General features: G+C 63.4%; 14 protein-coding genes and 1 other annotated feature. Of the genes, 8 read left to right on the plus strand and 6 right to left on the minus strand.

Translation table 11 applies throughout. The features are described 5' to 3' along the window. Positions 1-16 precede the first annotated feature (16 nt). The 5 genes from GA0004734_RS09195 to GA0004734_RS09215 all read left to right on the plus strand — a co-directional run bounded on the left by GA0004734_RS09195 (position 17) and on the right by GA0004734_RS09215 (position 6,236). Positions 17-1,147, plus strand: coding sequence for an AI-2E family transporter (locus GA0004734_RS09195; protein ID WP_092933135.1), 1,131 nt, complete (start codon positions 17-19; stop codon positions 1,145-1,147). Next, complete coding sequence (hdaA, locus tag GA0004734_RS09200; RefSeq protein WP_092933137.1) at positions 1,144-1,851, plus strand: DnaA regulatory inactivator HdaA; 708 nt, start codon at positions 1,144-1,146, stop codon at positions 1,849-1,851. The genes GA0004734_RS09195 and hdaA overlap by 4 nt, the downstream gene beginning before the upstream one ends. A 64-nt stretch (positions 1,852-1,915) precedes the next feature. After that, positions 1,916-4,129 (plus strand): RNA degradosome polyphosphate kinase, encoded by a 2,214-nt coding sequence (locus GA0004734_RS09205; RefSeq protein ID WP_092933140.1) that lies wholly within the window; start codon positions 1,916-1,918, stop codon positions 4,127-4,129. 12 nt (positions 4,130-4,141) lie between these two features. Then, the gene (gene ppx, locus GA0004734_RS09210; protein ID WP_092933142.1) at positions 4,142-5,662 is read left to right on the plus strand and encodes an exopolyphosphatase; all 1,521 of its coding nucleotides are present in this window, start codon (positions 4,142-4,144) and stop codon (positions 5,660-5,662) included. 28 nt (positions 5,663-5,690) lie between these two features. Then, complete coding sequence (locus GA0004734_RS09215) at positions 5,691-6,236, plus strand: hypothetical protein (RefSeq protein ID WP_092933144.1); 546 nt, start codon at positions 5,691-5,693, stop codon at positions 6,234-6,236. Between the two features lie 7 nt (positions 6,237-6,243). Here GA0004734_RS09215 and rnd read toward each other — a convergent pair whose 3' ends face one another. Together rnd and GA0004734_RS09225 are read right to left on the minus strand one after the other, a co-directional pair. Continuing rightward, a complete protein-coding gene (gene rnd / locus GA0004734_RS09220; RefSeq protein ID WP_092936110.1) occupies positions 6,244-7,404 on the minus strand; it encodes a ribonuclease D in 1,161 nt (386 codons plus the stop codon). Between the two features lie 114 nt (positions 7,405-7,518). Continuing rightward, complete coding sequence (locus GA0004734_RS09225) at positions 7,519-8,916, minus strand: multicopper oxidase family protein (RefSeq protein ID WP_092936112.1); 1,398 nt, start codon at positions 8,914-8,916, stop codon at positions 7,519-7,521. A 245-nt stretch (positions 8,917-9,161) separates the two neighbouring features. Between GA0004734_RS09225 and aspS the strand changes: the two genes are divergently transcribed. Continuing rightward, positions 9,162-10,952, plus strand: a complete 1,791-nt coding sequence (aspS, locus tag GA0004734_RS09230) for an aspartate--tRNA ligase (protein ID WP_092933146.1) — start codon at positions 9,162-9,164, stop codon at positions 10,950-10,952. A 142-nt stretch (positions 10,953-11,094) separates the two neighbouring features. After that, positions 11,095-11,152: a sequence feature (sul1 is cis-regulatory element that is thought to sense ions involved in sulfur or methionine metabolism; They are found in Alphaproteobacteria), on the plus strand. A 74-nt stretch (positions 11,153-11,226) separates the two neighbouring features. Then, on the plus strand, positions 11,227-12,708 hold the full coding sequence (locus GA0004734_RS09235) for a SulP family inorganic anion transporter (protein ID WP_092933148.1): 1,482 nt from the start codon (positions 11,227-11,229) through the stop codon (positions 12,706-12,708). A gap of 77 nt (positions 12,709-12,785) precedes the next feature. Here GA0004734_RS09235 and GA0004734_RS09240 read toward each other — a convergent pair whose 3' ends face one another. Next, the gene (locus tag GA0004734_RS09240) at positions 12,786-13,979 is read right to left on the minus strand and encodes a hypothetical protein (protein ID WP_092936114.1); all 1,194 of its coding nucleotides are present in this window, start codon (positions 13,977-13,979) and stop codon (positions 12,786-12,788) included. A gap of 198 nt (positions 13,980-14,177) precedes the next feature. Between GA0004734_RS09240 and parC the strand changes: the two genes are divergently transcribed. Continuing rightward, positions 14,178-16,430, plus strand: coding sequence for a DNA topoisomerase IV subunit A (gene parC, locus GA0004734_RS09245; protein WP_092933150.1), 2,253 nt, complete (start codon positions 14,178-14,180; stop codon positions 16,428-16,430). 29 nt (positions 16,431-16,459) lie between these two features. Here parC and GA0004734_RS09250 read toward each other — a convergent pair whose 3' ends face one another. The 3 genes from GA0004734_RS09250 to GA0004734_RS09260 all read right to left on the minus strand — a co-directional run bounded on the left by GA0004734_RS09250 (position 16,460) and on the right by GA0004734_RS09260 (position 17,942). Continuing rightward, positions 16,460-16,852, minus strand: coding sequence for a type II toxin-antitoxin system death-on-curing family toxin (locus GA0004734_RS09250; protein ID WP_092933152.1), 393 nt, complete (start codon positions 16,850-16,852; stop codon positions 16,460-16,462). After that, complete coding sequence (locus tag GA0004734_RS09255; protein WP_092933154.1) at positions 16,849-17,070, minus strand: AbrB/MazE/SpoVT family DNA-binding domain-containing protein; 222 nt, start codon at positions 17,068-17,070, stop codon at positions 16,849-16,851. The genes GA0004734_RS09250 and GA0004734_RS09255 overlap by 4 nt, the downstream gene beginning before the upstream one ends. Before the next feature lie 98 nt (positions 17,071-17,168). Further along, a complete protein-coding gene (locus GA0004734_RS09260; RefSeq protein WP_092936116.1) occupies positions 17,169-17,942 on the minus strand; it encodes an arginyltransferase in 774 nt (257 codons plus the stop codon). Between the last annotated feature and the right edge of the window lie 2 nt (positions 17,943-17,944).

A 17,944-nucleotide genomic window follows, 5' to 3' on the forward strand; every position in this document is an offset into this window, starting at 1 on the left:
AGGATCGGAGCGTCAGATGGCCACCATGTTCAGCGGGAAGGGACTTCGCCGCCAGGCGATCTTCTGGCTTGTCTTCTTCGTCCTCTTCATTGCCTTCCTGATGGTCTTCTCCTCCATCCTCCTGCCGTTCCTCGCCGGCATGGCGCTCGCCTACTTCCTCGATCCCATCGCCGACCGGCTGGAAAAATGGGGCTTGAGCCGGATGATGGCGACGATCGTCATCCTCATCGGCTTCATCGTCGTCTTCGCCCTGTCGTTGGTGCTGATCATCCCGATCATCTTCACGCAGGCGTCCGACTTCACCGCAAAAATTCCCGATTACGTCGCAAGCTTCCAGAATTTCCTCGCCAGCCCCCAAGCCGATATCCTGCCGGACTGGCTTCAGAGCCAGTTGCCCGCGATCCGCGAGAATTCAGCCCGCCTCATGGCGCAGGGCGCAAGCTTCCTCGGTACACTGGTACAGCAGTTGTGGAACTCCGGCGTCGCGCTGCTCGATATCATCTCGCTTTTCGTCGTGACGCCGGTCGTCGCCTTCTATCTGCTGCTCGATTGGGACCGGATGGTCGCCAAGGTCGACAGCTGGATCCCGCGTGGTCAGCTCTCCACCGTCCGCCAGATCGCGACCGACATGGACAGTTCCATTGCCGGCTTTGTGCGCGGGCAGGGCTCGCTCTGCATCATCCTCGGTCTCTATTACGGCATCTTTCTCACCGTCGCGGGGCTGAATTTCGGCCTGCTCATCGGCTTCTTCGCCGGCCTCATCAGCTTCATTCCCTATGTCGGCTCCATGGTCGGTCTGGTGCTGGCGGTGGGCGTCGCGCTGGTTCAGTTCTGGCCGGATTACTTCTGGGTCATCGTCGTCGCCTGCATCTTCTTCTCGGGCCAGTTCCTCGAAGGCAATATCCTGCAACCGAAGCTGGTCGGCAGCAGCGTCGGCCTTCATCCCGTCTGGCTCATGTTCGCCCTGCTGGCCTTCGGTTCGCTGTTCGGCTTCGTCGGGCTGCTCGTGGCTGTCCCCGCGGCGGCCGCCCTCGGCGTCCTCGTGCGCTTCGCGCTGGCGCGCTATCTGGAAAGCGACGTCTATCACAGCCCGCCGACCCACACGACCATCGAAGCCCAGCCGAACGTACCGCACAGCCTCACATGAACCGCCGAGACGACCAGCTGCCGCTGCCTTTGGGTCATGCGCCGCAGATCAGCCGGGACGACCTGCTCGTCTCGTCCTCGCTGGAGGCGGCGGTGGCGATCGTGGACGGCTGGCCGCATTGGCCATCGCCCGTCGTGGTGCTCGTCGGACCGCCGGGCTCGGGCAAGTCGCATCTCGCCGCCATCTGGGCGCAGACGAGCGGCGCGACAGCCATCGATCTCCGGCAGGGTAGCGATGCGCCCGATATCGCGGCAAGCGGCCCGGTCCTGTTCGAGGATGCCGATCGTCGCGGCTTCGATGAGGCCACGCTCTTTCACGTCATCAACAGCGTGCGCCAAAACGGAACCTACCTCCTCGTCACCGCCCGCAGCCGGCCTGCCGCCTGGGGCGTGGCACTGCCGGACCTCGCCTCGCGCCTGAAGGCGGTCACCGTCGTGGAGACGAGCGAGCCGGACGACGATCTTCTCGGTCAGGTGCTGATGAAGCTCTTTGCCGACCGCCAGCTTTTTCCCGACGAACGGCTGATCGCCTACCTCGTCGCCCGCATGGAGCGGTCGCTGGAAAGCGCCCATAGGGTGGTCGAGGACATCGATCGTCTGGCGCTCGCCCGCCGCACGCGGATCAGCCGCTCTCTGGCCGCCGAAGTGCTTGAAAAAATTGGAAATGCAGCGGATACACAAGAAATCGCTGATCAAGACGATTGACTGTCACAGTTCCGTCGTCAAACTCGTCTAGCAGCTTTTCGCAAAGCGTATGAGGAAACGGCACATGGACACGACTGCAGCTGCGGCAAAGACGACCACCCCAGCGGCCAACCCCGTGGACAAGGGTGCGGTCGATAAGGGCATTGACCTGCTGAACAGCCCGGAGCGGTTCATCAACCGCGAGTTCTCTTGGCTGCAATTCAATCGCCGCGTCCTCGAGGAAACGCTGAACACCGCCCATCCGCTCTTGGAGCGCGTCCGCTTCCTGTCAATTTCTGCGGCCAACCTCGATGAGTTCTTCATGGTCCGCGTCGCCGGTCTCGAGGCGCAGGTGCGCCAAAGCGTCGTCGTGCGCAGCCCGGACGGCAAAACGCCGGCCGAGCAGCTGGGCGACATTCTGAAAGAGATCAACACCTTGCAGATGGAGCAGCAGGCCTCGCTTGCCGTGCTCCAGCAGTATCTTGCCAAGGAAGACATTCTCATCGTCCGCCCGGTCTCGCTGTCGGCCGACGACCGGACCTGGCTGGAGACGACGTTCGACCAGTCGATGTTCCCGGTGCTGACCCCGCTGTCGATCGATCCGGCGCATCCTTTCCCCTTCATTCCCAATCTCGGTTTCACAATGGGGCTGCAACTCGTCAGCCGCTCCGGCCGCGATCCGATGACGGCACTTCTGCGTCTGCCCGTGGCGCTCGACCGTTTCGTACGCCTGCCGGACGTGCGCTCCACCATCCGCTACATCACGCTCGAAGACGTGGTGGGCATGTTCATCAGTCGCCTTTTCCCGGGCTACGACGTCAAGGGAGCCGGCACCTTCCGCATCATCCGCGACAGCGATATCGAGGTGGAGGAAGAGGCGGAAGATCTCGTTCGCTTCTTCGAGACCGCCCTGAAGCGTCGCCGTCGGGGCTCGGTCATCCGCATCGAGATCGATTCAGAAATGCCGCTGGAACTGCGCCGCTTCGTCATCTCTGAGCTCGGCGTGCCGGAAAACCGCGTGGCCGTGCTGCCGGGGCTCTTGGCCCTGAACACGCTGTCGGAAATCACCAAGGCTCCGAGGGAGGATCTGCGGTTCGCGCCGTACAACGCGCGATTTCCCGAGCGAGTCCGAGAGCACATGGGAGACTGCTTCGCCGCCATCCGCGAAAAAGACATGGTGGTTCACCACCCCTATGAGAGCTTCGACGTCGTTGTCCAGTTCCTCCATCAGGCTGCGCGCGATCCTGACGTCCTTGCGATAAAGCAGACGCTCTACCGGACCTCCAACGACAGCCCCATCGTGCGTGCGCTCATCGATGCCGCCGACGCCGGCAAATCGGTGACGGCGCTGGTCGAACTCAAGGCACGCTTCGATGAGGAAGCGAACATCCGCTGGGCGCGCGATCTGGAGCGTGCCGGCGTGCAGGTCGTCTTCGGCTTCATCGAGCTGAAGACCCACGCCAAGATGTCGATGGTCGTGCGCCGCGAAGAGGGCAAGCTGCGGACCTACTGCCACCTCGGCACCGGCAATTACCACCCTGTCACCGCCAAGATCTACACGGATCTCTCCTTCTTCACCTGCTCGCCCGTGGTCGGCCACGACATGGCGAATATCTTCAACTTCATCACCGGCTATGGCGAGCCCGAGGCCGGCATGAAGCTGGCGATCTCGCCGCACACGCTGCGTCCGCGCATCCTCAAGCACATCGAGGAGGAGATCGTGCATGCCGGCGCCGGTCGTCCGGCCTCCATCTGGATGAAGATGAACTCGCTGGTGGACCCCGAGATCATCGATGCGCTCTACCGCGCGAGCCGTGCGGGCGTCGAGGTCGAGCTGATCGTGCGCGGCATCTGCTGCCTGCGTCCGCAGGTGCCCGGCCTGTCGGAGAATATCCGCGTCAAGTCCATCGTCGGGCGTTTTCTGGAACACAGCCGGATCTTCTGTTTCGGCAACGGCCATGCTCTTCCCTCCGAGCATGCGCTTGTGTATATCGGCTCGGCGGATATGATGCCGCGCAACCTGGACCGGCGCGTGGAGACTCTCGTACCTCTCGTCAACCGGACCGTGCACGAACAGGTCCTGTCGCAGATCATGCTGGCAAATCTCATCGATAACCAGCAGAGCTACGAAATTCTCGAGGACGGCACCTCACGGCGGATCTCGGTGTCCAAGGACAGCGAACCGTTCAACGCACAAGTCTATTTCATGACCAATCCCAGCCTGTCCGGCCGGGGCGAGGCCCTGAAATCGAGTGCGCCGAAGGTTATCGCCGGCTGGGACAGCGACCGCAGAAAGTAAAGCTGGACCCGCATGGTAGAATCCGAAGCTCAGGGGCGCTTGCCTGGCATCGCCCCTGTTTCCGTCGTCGATATCGGCTCCAACTCGATCCGGCTCGTGATTTATGAGGGATTGAATCGCTCGCCTGCGGTGCTGTTCAACGAAAAGGTCATGTGCGGACTCGGTAAGGGTATCGATGCCACCGGGCAGATGGATGCCGAGAGCGTCGAACGTGCGCTGAAGGCGCTGCATCGCTTCAAGGCGCTCGCCACCCAGGCGCGCGCCTCGACCGGCTTCGTTCTGGCGACGGCGGCTGCCCGCGACGCCTCCAACGGTCCCGATTTCATTCGCCGCGCCGAGCACATTCTCGGCCAGAAGATCCGCGTTCTCTCCGGCGAGGAGGAGGCCTACTTCTCCGCACTCGGCATCGTCAGCGGCTACCACGACCCCGATGGCGTCGTCGGCGATCTCGGTGGCGGCTCGCTGGAACTGGTCGACGTCGTCGGCCGTACCATTGGCACCGGCATCACCCTGCCGCTCGGCGGCATCCGCCTGTCGGAACATGCCGGCGGCTCGCTGGAACGGGCGCGTGCCTATGTCCGCAAGACGGTGAAGAACGTCGACGTGCTGAAACGCGGCGCCGGCCGCACCTTTTACGCCGTTGGCGGCACATGGCGCTCCATCGCCAAGCTGCACATGGAACTGCGCGACTATCCGCTGCACATGATGCAGGGTTACGAGATGAGCTATGAGGAGGCCATGAGCTTCCTGCCGGAGGTCATCGAGCCCAAGGACCTGAAGATCCCCGCCTTCGCTGCGATCTCCCGCAGCCGCCGCAATCTTCTGCCCTATGGCGCCATCGCCCTGCAGGAGACGATCTCGCTTCTGAAGCCGGCGCGCATCTCGTTTTCCGCTCTCGGCGTGCGCGAGGGTTACCTCTTCTCGCTGTTGTCGGAGCAGGCGCGCAACGCCGATCCGCTGCTGACCGCCGCCTCCGAGCTGGCCATCCTGCGCGCCCGGTCCCCGGAGCATGCCCGCGAGCTGGCGGACTGGACAGGCAGGGTGCTGCCGGCCCTCGGCATCGCGGAAACCGAGGAGGAAGCCCGTTACCGGCAGGCCGCCTGCCTGCTCGCCGATATTTCCTGGCGCGCGCACCCCGATTACCGTGGCCTCCAGGCGCTGAACATCATCGCCCACTCCACATTCTCCGGTATCACCCATGCCGGCCGCGCTTATATCGCGCTCGCCAATTATTACCGGCACGACGGCCTGAACGACAACGGCGCCACCAGCCCGCTTTCCACCATCACGCCTGCGCGCATGCTGGAACAGGCGAAGATCCTCGGCGCCCTGCTACGCGTTGCTTACCTGTTCTCCGCCTCCATGCCGGGCGTGGTCCGCAACCTCGCCCTCCGCCCGTCGTCGGCGGCGAATATCGACCTCGATTTCGTGGTGCCCGCCGATTACAGCGAGTTCGCAGGTGAGAGACTGGATGGACGCTTGCAGCAGCTGGCGAAACAGACGGGCAAGCGGATCGCGTTCCGGTTCGCGTAAGGACCCGTATGAGGAAGGGCCGGTTCGCGTGACAGAAAAGAGCTCTCGCTGGCGCCGCGCCCTGTTTCTGCTGCTTCTCGTTTTTGTCGGTGGTGTGGCCCTCATAGCCGTATCCATCGGTTTGGAGATCAACGAACGGCGGAAGATGATCAGCGGTGAGAGCGGTCCGTTCGATGTCACCGAGGCAGACATCGATGGCCTTCATCTCCGGCTCGAACGATACCTAGACCATCTGCTGCTCGCGGAATTCCTGCGGACGCTCACCGTCACCGCAAAAGGACGCGCGCCGGTCGTGTTCGAAATGGATCAGGACACCGGCGGTATGCAGCGCATCGCGGTGTGCAAGACGGGCGACGGACGCATCCTGCTCTCAGACCGTATCTTCAACTATCTTATAGATCCCGACGGCTCCGTTCACGGGCGGGTGGCAGTCTCTGCGGTCGAGGTTTCCCCCGACGGTACGACGAAACCCTTCATGACGCCTGAGGTGGAACCTGTCTGCGTCACGAAGCTCGGGACCTTCGACAAGGGTCTGGGGCCGAGAGGCAAGTACGGCTTCCAACCGGAGCGGTGACCCGGCCTCAGGCCGGAGCACCGGGCAATTCCACAGCCTCGATCTTCCGGTCCACGAAGCGCAAGGCCACGTCGCCATTGATCAGCTTCAGCGCGATCTCGCCGAACAGCTCGCGGCGCCAGCCTTTCAGCGCGCCGACATCGGCCTTCTCGCCTTCCGACGCGATCCGCTCGATATCGTCGCTGTTGGCGATGATCTTTGCGGCGACGCCCTGCTTTTCCGCGACGAGCTTCAGGAGAACCTTGAGAAGCTCGATGGCGGCGGCAGCGCCGTCGCTCGTCTGGTTCTGGCGGGGCAGGCGGGGCATGTCGGCCTTGGGCAAAGCAAGCGCTTCGTTGACCGCCTCGATGATGGCGGTGCCGGCGCTGGAGCGTTCCCAGCCCTTCGGCACCGTGCGCAGCCGCGACATGGCCTCGGCGTCCTTCGGCTGCTGCTGGGCGATCTCGTAGAGGGCGTCGTCCTTCAGCACGCGACCGCGCGGCACGTTGCGGGATCTCGCCTCGCGCTCGCGCCAGGCGGCGATGCGCTGGAGAACGGCGAGCTCGATTGGCTTCTTCAGGCGCATCTTCAGCCGTTGCCAGGCATCGTCGGGGTGCATGTCGTAGGTTTCGCGCGATTCGAGAACCGCCATCTCCTCCGTCAGCCACAGCGAGCGACCTTCGCGCTCCAGCTCGGCCTTCAGGTGGTGGTAGACGTCGCGCAGATGGGTGACGTCGGCGAGCGCGTAATCCAGTTGCTTGTCGGTCAGCGGGCGTCGGCTCCAGTCGGTGAAGCGCGAGGACTTGTCGATATGCTCGCCCTTGATCCGGCTGACGAGCTGGTCGTAGGAGACGCTGTCACCGAAGCCGCAGACCATGGCCGCGACCTGGGTATCGAAGATCGGGTGCGGGATGAGCCCGCCGAGATGGAAGATGATTTCGATGTCCTGCCGCGCGGCGTGGAAGACCTTGATGATGTCGGCATTGGCCATCAGCGCGAAGAAGGGGGCGAGGTCGAGGCCCTTGGCGAGCGGATCGACGATGACGGCGATGTCGGGGCCGGCCATCTGGATCAGGCAGAGCTGCGGCCAGAACGTCGTCTCACGCAGAAACTCGGTGTCGATCGTCAGATAAGGCGCGGTGGCCAGCGTGTCGCAGGCTGCCTGCAGCGCCGCAGTCGTATCGATAATATCCATCGGATCTCCGGGATGTGGAGGCGGGTTTTCTCTCTCTTCTCTTTTGATGCGGGGATGTCAACCAACCGACATGAAAAAGCCGTGATTCGGCGTGGCGGCAGAGGTCTATCAGGCTATCCTGAGATAGGAGGACATACCCGTCTTCTGGTGCTCGATGATGTGGCAGTGGAGCATCCAGTCGCCGGGATTGTCGGCGACGAGGGCAAGCTCCGCCTGCTCGTCCGGCTGCAACAGGATCGTGTCCGTCGGCGGCGGCAGCACGGAGCGCTTGTTGGAGGAGATGACGTGAAACGTCAGCCCGTGCAGGTGGATCGGGTGGGCGTGCGGCGTGCGGTTCGCGATCTGGAAGACGTAGCTCCGGCCGAGTTTCAGTTCCGCCAGCGGCGCGACCGGGTCCGGTGTATCCCCGGGCCACGGCACCTTGTTGATCGCCCAGAATGTATAGCCGAGCGAGCCGCAAATACTCTCGACGGCCTTGTGCTCGGCCGTCGCCGTGAAATCGAGCGGGATGCGCTCGGCACCGGCGATGTCGGGCTGTGAAATTGGGTTGGACGCCAGCGCTTTTGCATCCGCCAGATCGCGCCTGAGCGAGGACCCGCGGGCGACCAGCGTCGCGATGGTCCAGGGCTGGGAGCCGCGCAGGTTACGAAGCGTCACGCTCTGCCCCTCGCCATCCGGCATCCGCACCACGATATCGGCCCGCTGGCCGGGACCAAGATCGAGCGTATCCAGCGCCACGGGCATTGCGAGCGCATTCGAATCGAGGGCCAGAACGGCGGCGGGCGCATCGATGCCGAGCGTGTAGATGCGCGTCACGTCGGTTGCCGCGATCCGCAGCCGCACGAGGCTTCCCGCCGGTGCCTCGAACTGCGGCGTGCGCTGCCAGTTGGCTGTCCGCACCGTGCCATAGGTGCCGCCGCGCGCCGCATCGCGCGGCTTGAACGGGGCGATGAACGCGCCATCGGCGCCCAGCCGCCAGTCGCGCAGGTTCAGCACGATCTCCGCATCGAACACCGGGTCGGCCGGGTTCTCCACAACGATGACGCCGGTCATGCCATGACCCATCTGGGTCAGCGTGTTGCAATGGGGGTGGTACCAGAACGTGCCGGCATCGGGCGGGGTAAAGGCATAGTCGAAGCCGTCGCCCGGATAGACATAAGGTTGCGTCATTTCCGGCACGCCGTCCATGGCGTTGGGGATGCGAAGCCCGTGCCAGTGCACGGTGGTCGGCTCGTCGAGGGTATTCAAGAGCCTTGCCGCGAAAGGCTGGCCCTGCCGCATTCTGAGAACCGGTGGCGCGCCTGACGGGGCCGGATCATCGCCGAGTCCCCAGGTCATCACCCGTGTCTCCGCGCCGCTCTCGGCGATCTCGGCGGTTGCGAACTGCGCCTTCAGGGTGAGCGGCGCCGCCGTACCCGGACGGGCAGCAAGGCCGGCACCCAGCGCGAAGGATGCGGCGGTGGCGGCACTGGCTTTAAGGAGCGTTCGGCGGGTGAGGGCGGGCATGATCCGGTCCGGAAACATCAATGGGCTTCTCCTTAAACTTGATCGCACCGTTCAGCAATTGTGCAGGCCATCTTTCCCGCCTGCCGCGTTGTCGCAGGGCTCGCCCGGGCGTATGATGCGGCCTTATGGGCAGGCTCCGCCTTGACAAATCGGACCTGCCATGCGCTTTTCCGCGCGATTTCGACGCCGCCGGGACAGCGATGGTTTTCCCGTGTGCGGCATTTTGCCAGTTCCAGGAAACGCACATGCACCGTTACCGCAGTCACACTTGCGCCGCCCTTCGCCAGACCGATGTCGGCGCGAACGTCCGTCTCTCCGGCTGGGTGCATCGTGTTCGCGACCATGGCGGCGTCCTGTTCATCGATCTGCGCGATCATTACGGCCTGACCCAGGTCGTGGTCGATCCCGACAGCCCGGCCTTCAAGGCGGCCGAAGCCGTGCGCGGCGAGTGGGTGATCCGCATCGATGGCCGCGTCAAGGCCCGCACGGCCGAAACCATCAACAAGACCATGCCGACCGGCGAGGTCGAGCTCTACGCTCAGGAAATCGAAGTCCTCTCCGCCGCCAGGGAACTGCCGCTGCCGATCTTCGGCGAGCCGGATTATCCCGAGGACGTGCGCCTCAAGTACCGCTTCCTCGACTTGCGCCGCGAGACGCTTCACCGCAACATCGTCAAGCGCACCCAGATCGTCGCCGACATGCGCAACCGCATGAACGCGGAAGGCTTTGCCGAGTACACCACGCCGATCCTCACGGCGTCTTCGCCGGAAGGCGCGCGCGACTTCCTCGTGCCGTCGCGCATCCATCCCGGCACGTTCTTCGCGCTGCCGCAGGCGCCGCAGCAGTACAAGCAGCTGCTGATGGTGGCCGGCTTCGACCGGTATTTCCAGATCGCACCCTGCTTCCGCGACGAAGACCCGCGCGCCGACCGCCTGCCGGGCGAGTTCTACCAGCTCGACATGGAAATGAGCTTCGTCGAGCAGGAGGACGTCTGGAACACGATGGCCCCCGTGATCACCGGCGTGTTCGAAAAATTCGCCGAGGGCAAGCCCGTAACCAAGGACTGGCCGCGCATCCCCTATGACGTCGCGATCCGCAAGTACGGTTCTGACAAGCCGGACCTGCGCAACCCGATCGAAATGCAGGCCGTCACCGAGCATTTCGCCGGCTCCGGCTTCAAGGTCTTCGCGAACATGATTGCCTCCAACCCGAAGGTCGAGGTCTGGGCGATCCCGGCGAAGACCGGCGGGTCCCGCGCCTTCTGCGACCGGATGAATGCCTGGGCGCAATCCACCGGCCAGCCGGGTCTCGGCTATATCTTCTGGCGTGCCGAGGGCGAGACCGTCGAAGGCTCCGGCCCGCTGGCCAAGAACATCGGCCCCGAGCGCACCGAGGCGCTCCGCGTCCAGCTCGGGCTTGAGGCGGGCGATGCCTGCTTCTTCGTCGCCGGCGATCCCGCCAAGTTCTACAAGTTCGCAGGCGAAGCCCGCACACGGGCCGGCGAAGAGCTGAACCTCGTCGACCGCGACCGGTTCGAACTGTGCTGGATCGTGGATTTCCCCTTCTACGAGTGGAGCGAGGAAGAGAAGAAGGTCGACTTCGCGCACAACCCCTTCTCCATGCCGCAGGGCGGTCTCGAGGCGCTGGAAACGCAGGATCCCCTGACGATCAAGGCCTATCAGTACGACGCCGTCTGCAACGGCTTCGAAATCGCGTCGGGCTCCATCCGGAACCAGTCGCCGGAGCTGATGGTCAAGGCGTTCGAGCTGGTCGGCCTGTCCAAGCAGGACGTGGAAGACCGCTTCGGCGGCATGTACCGCGCGTTCCAGTACGGCGCCCCCCCGCATGGCGGCTGCGCCTTCGGCATCGACCGCGTGGTCATGCTGCTGGTTGGCGCCAAGAACCTGCGCGAGATCTCGCTGTTCCCGATGAATCAGCAGGCACAGGACCTGCTGATGAACGCGCCGAGCGAAGCGACGCCGACGCAGCTGCGCGAACTGGCCTTGAGGGTCGTGCCGCAGCCGAAGAAGGATTGATCCGCAAACGCCGGATCGACATACAACGAATAGGAGGGCGGCCATGGATCGCCCTTTTCCGTTTCCCCATCGGCGCCTTCGCAAGGCGCTGCGGACTTTAGCGTTGCGTCAGGGGCGTGTCCGGTTTATGGAAAGCCATCACAACGGACCCGGGTGCGATCCCCGGGTGGCTCTTCCGGCCGCCGATCCGCCGGACAACGCACAGCATCAGCCCTTATAACCGCTTCGGACCTCGTCCCGGCTGGTGCGTTCCTGTTTGCGAAACGTTCAATCCATGATCTCATTGTCCACCTACCGCCACGAATGGTTTTCCAACATTCGCGGCGACATTCTTTCCGGCGTCGTCGTGGCGCTGGCGCTCATTCCCGAGGCGATCGGCTTTTCGGTCATCGCGGGGGTCGATCCGAAGGTGGGGCTGTTTGCCTCCTTCGCCATTGCCTGCGTCGCCGCCTTTACCGGTGGCCGGCCCGGCATGATTTCGGCCGCCACGGCGGCCACCGCCGTCGTCATGGTCAGCCTCGTGCGCGACCATGGCCTGCAATATCTCTTCGCCGCCACCATCCTCATGGGGATTTTGCAGATCGCGGGTGGCTTCCTGAAGCTCGGGCGGCTGATGCGCTTCGTCTCGCGCTCCGTTATCACCGGCTTCGTCAACGCGCTGGCGATCCTGATCTTCATGGCGCAGCTGCCCGAGCTGATCGGCGTCCCCGCTTTGACCTATGTGATGATCGCCATCGGGCTCGGCATCATCTACCTGTTCCCCTATGTGACAAAGGCGATCCCGTCGCCGCTGGTTGCCATCGCGGTGCTGACGGCCGCCGCCTTCTTCGGGGGCTTCGACCTGCGAACCGTCGGCGACCTTGGCGAACTGCCCTCCAGCCTGCCGGTCCTCGGCCTGCCGGACGTGCCGATGACCTGGGAAACGCTGCGGATCATCTTTCCCTATTCCGTGACCCTGGCAGCCGTCGGCCTGCTCGAATCGCTGTTGACGGCGCAGATCGTCGATGACATGACGGACACGCCGAGCAACAAGAGCCAGGAATGCGTGGGCCAGGGCGCCGGCAACATCGCCGCCGCGCTGATCGGCGGCATGGGCGGGTGCGCCATGATCGGCCAGTCGGTCATCAACGTCTCCTCGGGCGGTCGCGGGCGGCTTTCCACGTTCGTCGCGGGCGCGTTCCTGCTGTTCCTCATCCTCGTGCTCGACGATATCGTGCGCATCATCCCGATGGCCGCTCTCGTCGCGGTGATGATCATGGTGTCGATCGGCACCTTCTCCTGGCGGTCCATTCTCGATCTCAGGAGCAACCCGCTGCCATCCTCCGTGGTGATGCTGGCAACGGTCGTCACGGTCGTCGCGACCCATGATCTGGCCAAGGGCGTTATCGTCGGCGTGCTCCTGTCGGGCGTGTTCTTTGCCGGAAAGGTCGCAAAGCTTTTCCGCGTCGTACCCCTTGGCGATGCCAATGCCCGGACCTACCGGGTCGAAGGCCAGGTCTTCTTCGCTTCGGCCGATGCCTTCATCGCGGCCTTCGACTTCTCCGAGAAAGCCGACGGCGTCACGATCGATGTCTCCGATGCGCATTTCTGGGACATTACCGCCGTGGGCGCGCTCGACAAGGTGGTGCTGAAGTTCCGCCGTTCCGGCGTTCCCGTCGATGTCGTCGGCCTGAACGCGGCGAGTGCGACGATGCTCGACCGGTTCGCCGTGCACGACAAGCCGGATGCTCCGGCTCTGCCGCAAGCCTCGCACTGAGCGAGAAAAAGAAAAGCCCGCCGGCCTTCGTATCGGGAGGCCGGCGGGCTTTGTCGTTTCGGAGCGATCCCGCAGCGTCAGTCGTTCGCGGTTACCTTGACGCCCAGCACGCTCGGTAGCGTGTTCGGCGCGCCCATGCCGGCGCCCATGATCATCGGGAAGGGGACGGGCTTGGCAGGCTCTGCCGTGATCGTCAGGTTCTTTGGCGCATCTAGATAGGCGGTGATGGCCGCCGTCAGCTGGTTCTGCAAGTCGGGAAGGTTGAGCTGCGCGATCATGATCGGGGCGAGACCCTTGATCGACTGCGCCATCTGTTCGCCCGTCACGCCCTGTTCCGCACCGAAGTAATCGAGCAGGCGCTTGGTGATCGAGGCATCCTCGAAGCGGATCGAGGCGGAATTGAAGTTCATCTGCTGGATAAGGCCCATGGCCGACAGGCCGAGCGCCTGGTTGGCGGCCTCCTTGTTGGGATTGGCCTCAGCCGCCTTGAAGGCTTCCTGCAGCGAATTCAGCAGCTGGAGCGTGTAGCCCGAAACGTTGAAGCCGACCGACAGGCGTCCGACATTGTCGACGTTCAGAGAGTTGTCACGTATGGCGAAAACGCCCGAGTCGAGGTCCCAGCTGCCTTCCACGGTGAACTCGCCGGTCGGATTCTGGAGGCCGAGCTTCTCGATCGCCATTTTGGTCTTGGCGTCCTTGACGTCCGAGAGGTCGGCCTTCACACCACTGACGATGCCGTCGAAATCGATGCCCTTGTCGCCGTCCTGGCGGGTCAGGTTGCTTTCAGACTTGTCGATGGCGAACACGGTCTTGCCGCCGATCTCCACGGTGATCGGACCGGTTCCGGCCGATTGGTAGTAGAGCAGGTCGTCGATGCTGCCGGTCCCGGTCTTGGCGGGCACGCGCAGGCCCGAGATCGCGATGTCCTTGGCGGTCAGGCGGGCGCCGTCGGCGGCCCGGTCGATATCCGGGAAGGCCACCGTCTCGACGGTGTAGCCGCCATCAGAAAGCTCCTCGACGCCATCGAAGGTGAGGTCGCCGATCTTGAGTTCGTCCGTCTTCTTGACCGTGCTCTGGACGCTGGCGCCCTTGAGGACCACGCTGTCGTCGTTGACATCGACCGCCTCGTAGGCGAGCGTCGCACCATTGGTGGCATAGGCCGCGTTCAGCTTGGTGACGAAGTCGGCGCCGTCGAGCGCAAAGGCGGGCGAGGCGAGGCCGGCGAGGGCGACGCTTGCCATCAGGAAGCGAAGTCTTGGAAACTGCATCATCATTGGGTCCTTGCAAAGCCTGTGATATCGGGGTCGATGTCTCCAAGGCGATTTGGGCGGAAATATATGCGGCGGGTGGAGAAATGTCAGGTAAGCACCGTGCTTTATTTGGCAGGCGCCTTCACGGGCGGTGGTTTGCTGGGGATAGCACCGGCGAGACAACTTGATGTTCACGGTTTGTTGAGGTAGCTACGACCCATGGGACAGAGCCTTTTGCCGCCGTCGGGCGGAGACGATCATATTCAGCCCGTCGATCTCAAGGCGGCACTGGAAGAGCGCTATCTTGCCTATGCGCTCTCCACGATCATGCATCGCGCGCTGCCGGACGTTCGCGACGGCCTGAAACCGGTGCATCGCCGCATCATCCACGCGATGAGCGAGATGGGCATCCGTCCCAACACGGCCTTCAAGAAATGCGCCCGTATCGTCGGTGACGTCATCGGTAAGTTCCACCCGCATGGCGACCAGTCGGTGTACGACGCGCTGGTGCGGCTCGCCCAGGATTTCTCCCAGCGTTATCCGCTGGTCGATGGACAGGGCAATTTCGGCAATATCGACGGCGATAATGCCGCCGCTTACCGGTACACCGAAGCGCGCATGACCGAGGTCGCGGCGCTGCTTCTGGAAGGCATCGATCAGGACGCCGTCGATTTCCGCGCCACCTATAACGAGGAGGACGAAGAGCCCGTTGTCATGCCGGGTGCGTTCCCCAACCTGCTGGCCAATGGCTCGTCCGGCATCGCGGTGGGCATGGCCACGTCGATTCCACCGCACAATGCGCATGAGCTTTGCGATGCGGCGCTGCTCCTGATCCGCAAGCCGGATGCAACGATCGAGGAGCTGGTCGAACTCGTACCCGGTCCGGATTTCCCGACCGGCGGCATCATCATCGACAACAAGGCCAGCATCACCGAGGCCTACCGGACGGGCCGTGGCGGTTTTCGCGTGCGGGCCAAATGGGTCGTGGAGGATCTCGGACGCGGCGTCTGGCAGATCGTCGTCACGGAAATTCCCTATCAGGTGCAGAAATCGCGGCTGATCGAAAAGATCGCCGAACTGCTGATCGCCCGCAAGCTGCCGCTGCTCGAGGACGTGCGCGATGAGTCGGCCGAGGACGTGCGTGTCGTACTGGTGCCGAAGAGCCGCAGCGTCGATCCGACGATCATGATGGAATCGCTGTTCCGGCTGACCGACCTCGAAAACCGCTTTCCGCTGAACATGAACGTGCTGTCGATGGGCCGGGTGCCCCGCGTCATGTCGATCTTCGACATTCTCACGGAGTGGCTCCAGCATCGCCGCGAGGTCTTGCAGCGCCGGTCGCGCTTCCGCCTTGCCGCCATCGAGCGCCGGCTGGAGATTCTTGGCGGCTATCTGATCGCCTATCTCAACCTTGACGAGGTTATCCGCATCATCCGCGAGGAGGACGAGCCGAAGCCGTCTTTGATCAAGCGGTTCACGCTGACCGACCTTCAGGCCGAATCGATCCTCAACATGCGCCTGCGCTCTCTGCGCAAGCTGGAGGAGTTCGAGATCCGCACCGAGTTCGACGGTCTGACGGCAGAGAAGGCCGAGATCGACGCGCTGCTGGCCTCCGACGAAAAGCAATGGGAGACAGTGGCTTCCGAAATCGGCGAGGTGAAGAAGAAGTTCGCCAAGGCGACCGAACTCGGCCGCCGCCGCACGGTGTTTGCCGACGCGCCGGACACGGACGACGCGGCGATCCATCAGGCGATGATCGAGAAGGAGCCGATTACCGTCGTCCTCTCGCAGAAAGGCTGGATCCGCGCACTGAAGGGGCACATCTCCGATACGGCGACGCTCCAGTTCAAGGAAGGCGATGCACTGAAGTTCGCATTCCCGGCCTCCACCACCGATCGCATCCTGATCGTCACCACCGGCGGCAAGGTCTATACGCTTGGCGGCGACAAGCTGCCGGGCGGGCGCGGCCACGGCGAGCCGCTGCGCATCATGGTCGATATGGAAAACGATCAGGACGTGCTGACCGCCTTCGTGCACGACCCCGCCCGCAAGGTGCTGATCGCGTCCGCCGCTGGCAACGGCTTCGTGATTTCCGAAAGTGAGATGGTGGCCAATACCCGAAAGGGCAAGCAGATCATGAACGTCGCGATGCCGGACGAGGCCAAGATGGTCGTGACCGTCAAGGGCGATCAGGTCGCGATCATCGGCGAAAACCGCAAGCTCCTCGTCTTCCCGCTGGCGCAGATCCCGGAAATGACCCGTGGCAAGGGCGTGCGCCTCCAGCGCTACAAGGACGGCGGCGTCTCCGACATCCGCTGCTTCACGCTGGCCGATGGCCTGACCTGGACCGACAGCGCCGGCCGCAGCTTCACCAAGACCGCCGCCGAACTTGCCGAATGGATCGCCGATCGAGGGACGGCGGGCCGCGTTGTGCCAAAGGGCTTTCCGCGGAGCGGGAAGTTCGGGGGGTAAGGGGTCCGAGAGTTCCGTCCGGTGATGTGTCAGACGGTTAGTCGCTCGCAATAATCCTGTAGGAAATTTCCGATCCCGTCTTCCGCGATCTCTCCTGAGGCGACGCCGAGGACAAACTCGACGGCCATCGCTTCTTCGGTGTTCAGCAGCCATCCGTTGATGAACAGGAATGTAAAGGCGGCCAGAAAGCCGGTTCGTTTGTTGCCATCGGAAAAAGGATGGTTTCGGGTGATGCCATAAAGATAGGCCGCAGCGAGGACGAAAATATCATCCTCGCCGTAGGCGTGCTTGTGCAGCGGACGCGCCAGCGCAGCTTCCAGCGCGTTCTCGTCCTTCAAGCCGGGCAGCCCGCCGTGTTCCGCGAGTTGCTCGTCGTGAATGGCCTCGATACCCTCGCGCGAGAGCCAAGTGTACCCTGTCACTTTGCCAGTTCTCTCAGCGCATTCTTGTACTTCTCCATGCCGATCCGGGCAGCCTTTAACTGCTCCGAAAAGGATGCCGTTTCTGGAATGAGTTCCAGTTTGTTATCCGTCATGCGCACCGTCAGCGTGTCCCCCGCCTTCACGCCCATACGATCCAGCACGTCCTTCGGCAGGATAACGCCTTCGGAGTTTCCGATCTTGCGAATGGTGACGTTCATGGTGGTTCTCCTTGTTATAACCAACGTTATAACAAAAAGCAGGCCCGCATACAAGAAGCTCGAAATGTGGGTTTGCCAGCTGCCCGATGACCGGCGGATCAGCCTGCCGCATCCTCGCCCGCAGGCCCGACATACCGCTCCCAGCCCCGCGCCATCAGGTGCTCCTGTGGCAGGAACTTCGTCTTGTAGTCCATCTTGCGCGAGCCTTTGACCCAGTAGCCAAGATAGACGTGAGGCAGGCCGCGATCCCTCGCCTTGCGGATGTGATCGAGGATCATGAACGTGCCGAGGGAGCGGTCGGAAAAGGCGGGGTCGAAGTAGGAATAGACCATCGAGAGGCCGTCGCCCATCTTGTCGGTCAGTGCGGCGGCGATCAGCGGGCCGTTGGCCCGGCCCGCAATCCCGTCGCCTTCGACGCGCAGGCGATATTCGATGATCTTGGTGTTCACATGCGTATCCTCGACCATCATCGCATAGTCGAGCACAGACATGTCCGACATGCCACCCTTCTGGTGGCGATGGTCGAGATAGCGGCGGAAGAGGGCGTATTGCTCGCTCGATGGCTCGGCCGGATATTCGGTGGACACCACATCCGTATTCTCCGCCAGAACCCGCTTCATCGAGCGCGTCGCCTTGAACTCGCCGGCGACGATCCGCACCGAAACGCAGGCGCGGCAGCTTTCGCAGGCAGGGCGGTAGGCGATGTTCTGCGAGCGGCGGAAGCCGCCCTGTGTCAGGAGGTCGTTCAGCTCCGGCGCCCGCTCCCCCACCATATGGGTAAACACCTTCCGCTCCATCTCATGCGGCAGGTAGGGGCAAGCCGCCGGTGCCGTGAGGTAGAACTGCGGAGACGGCGCGGTGTGGGTGTTCATGT

Origin of the sequence: Rhizobium sp. 9140 (assembly GCF_900067135.1) — a bacterium.
Classification (GTDB): domain Bacteria; phylum Pseudomonadota; class Alphaproteobacteria; order Rhizobiales; family Rhizobiaceae; genus Ferranicluibacter.

Coding starts and splice junctions, on each gene's coding strand:
- aspS (WP_092933146.1), top strand. CDS start 9,162: ATGCACCGTTACCGCAGTCACACTTGCGCCGCCCTTCGCCAGACCGAT.
- GA0004734_RS09195 (WP_092933135.1), top strand. CDS start 17: ATGGCCACCATGTTCAGCGGGAAGGGACTTCGCCGCCAGGCGATCTTC.
- parC (WP_092933150.1), top strand. CDS start 14,178: ATGGGACAGAGCCTTTTGCCGCCGTCGGGCGGAGACGATCATATTCAG.
- GA0004734_RS09205 (WP_092933140.1), top strand. CDS start 1,916: ATGGACACGACTGCAGCTGCGGCAAAGACGACCACCCCAGCGGCCAAC.
- GA0004734_RS09225 (WP_092936112.1), bottom strand. CDS start 8,916: ATGCCCGCCCTCACCCGCCGAACGCTCCTTAAAGCCAGTGCCGCCACC.
- GA0004734_RS09240 (WP_092936114.1), bottom strand. CDS start 13,979: ATGATGCAGTTTCCAAGACTTCGCTTCCTGATGGCAAGCGTCGCCCTC.
- GA0004734_RS09260 (WP_092936116.1), bottom strand. CDS start 17,942: ATGAACACCCACACCGCGCCGTCTCCGCAGTTCTACCTCACGGCACCG.
- hdaA (WP_092933137.1), top strand. CDS start 1,144: ATGAACCGCCGAGACGACCAGCTGCCGCTGCCTTTGGGTCATGCGCCG.
- GA0004734_RS09255 (WP_092933154.1), bottom strand. CDS start 17,070: ATGAACGTCACCATTCGCAAGATCGGAAACTCCGAAGGCGTTATCCTG.
- ppx (WP_092933142.1), top strand. CDS start 4,142: ATGGTAGAATCCGAAGCTCAGGGGCGCTTGCCTGGCATCGCCCCTGTT.
- GA0004734_RS09235 (WP_092933148.1), top strand. CDS start 11,227: ATGATCTCATTGTCCACCTACCGCCACGAATGGTTTTCCAACATTCGC.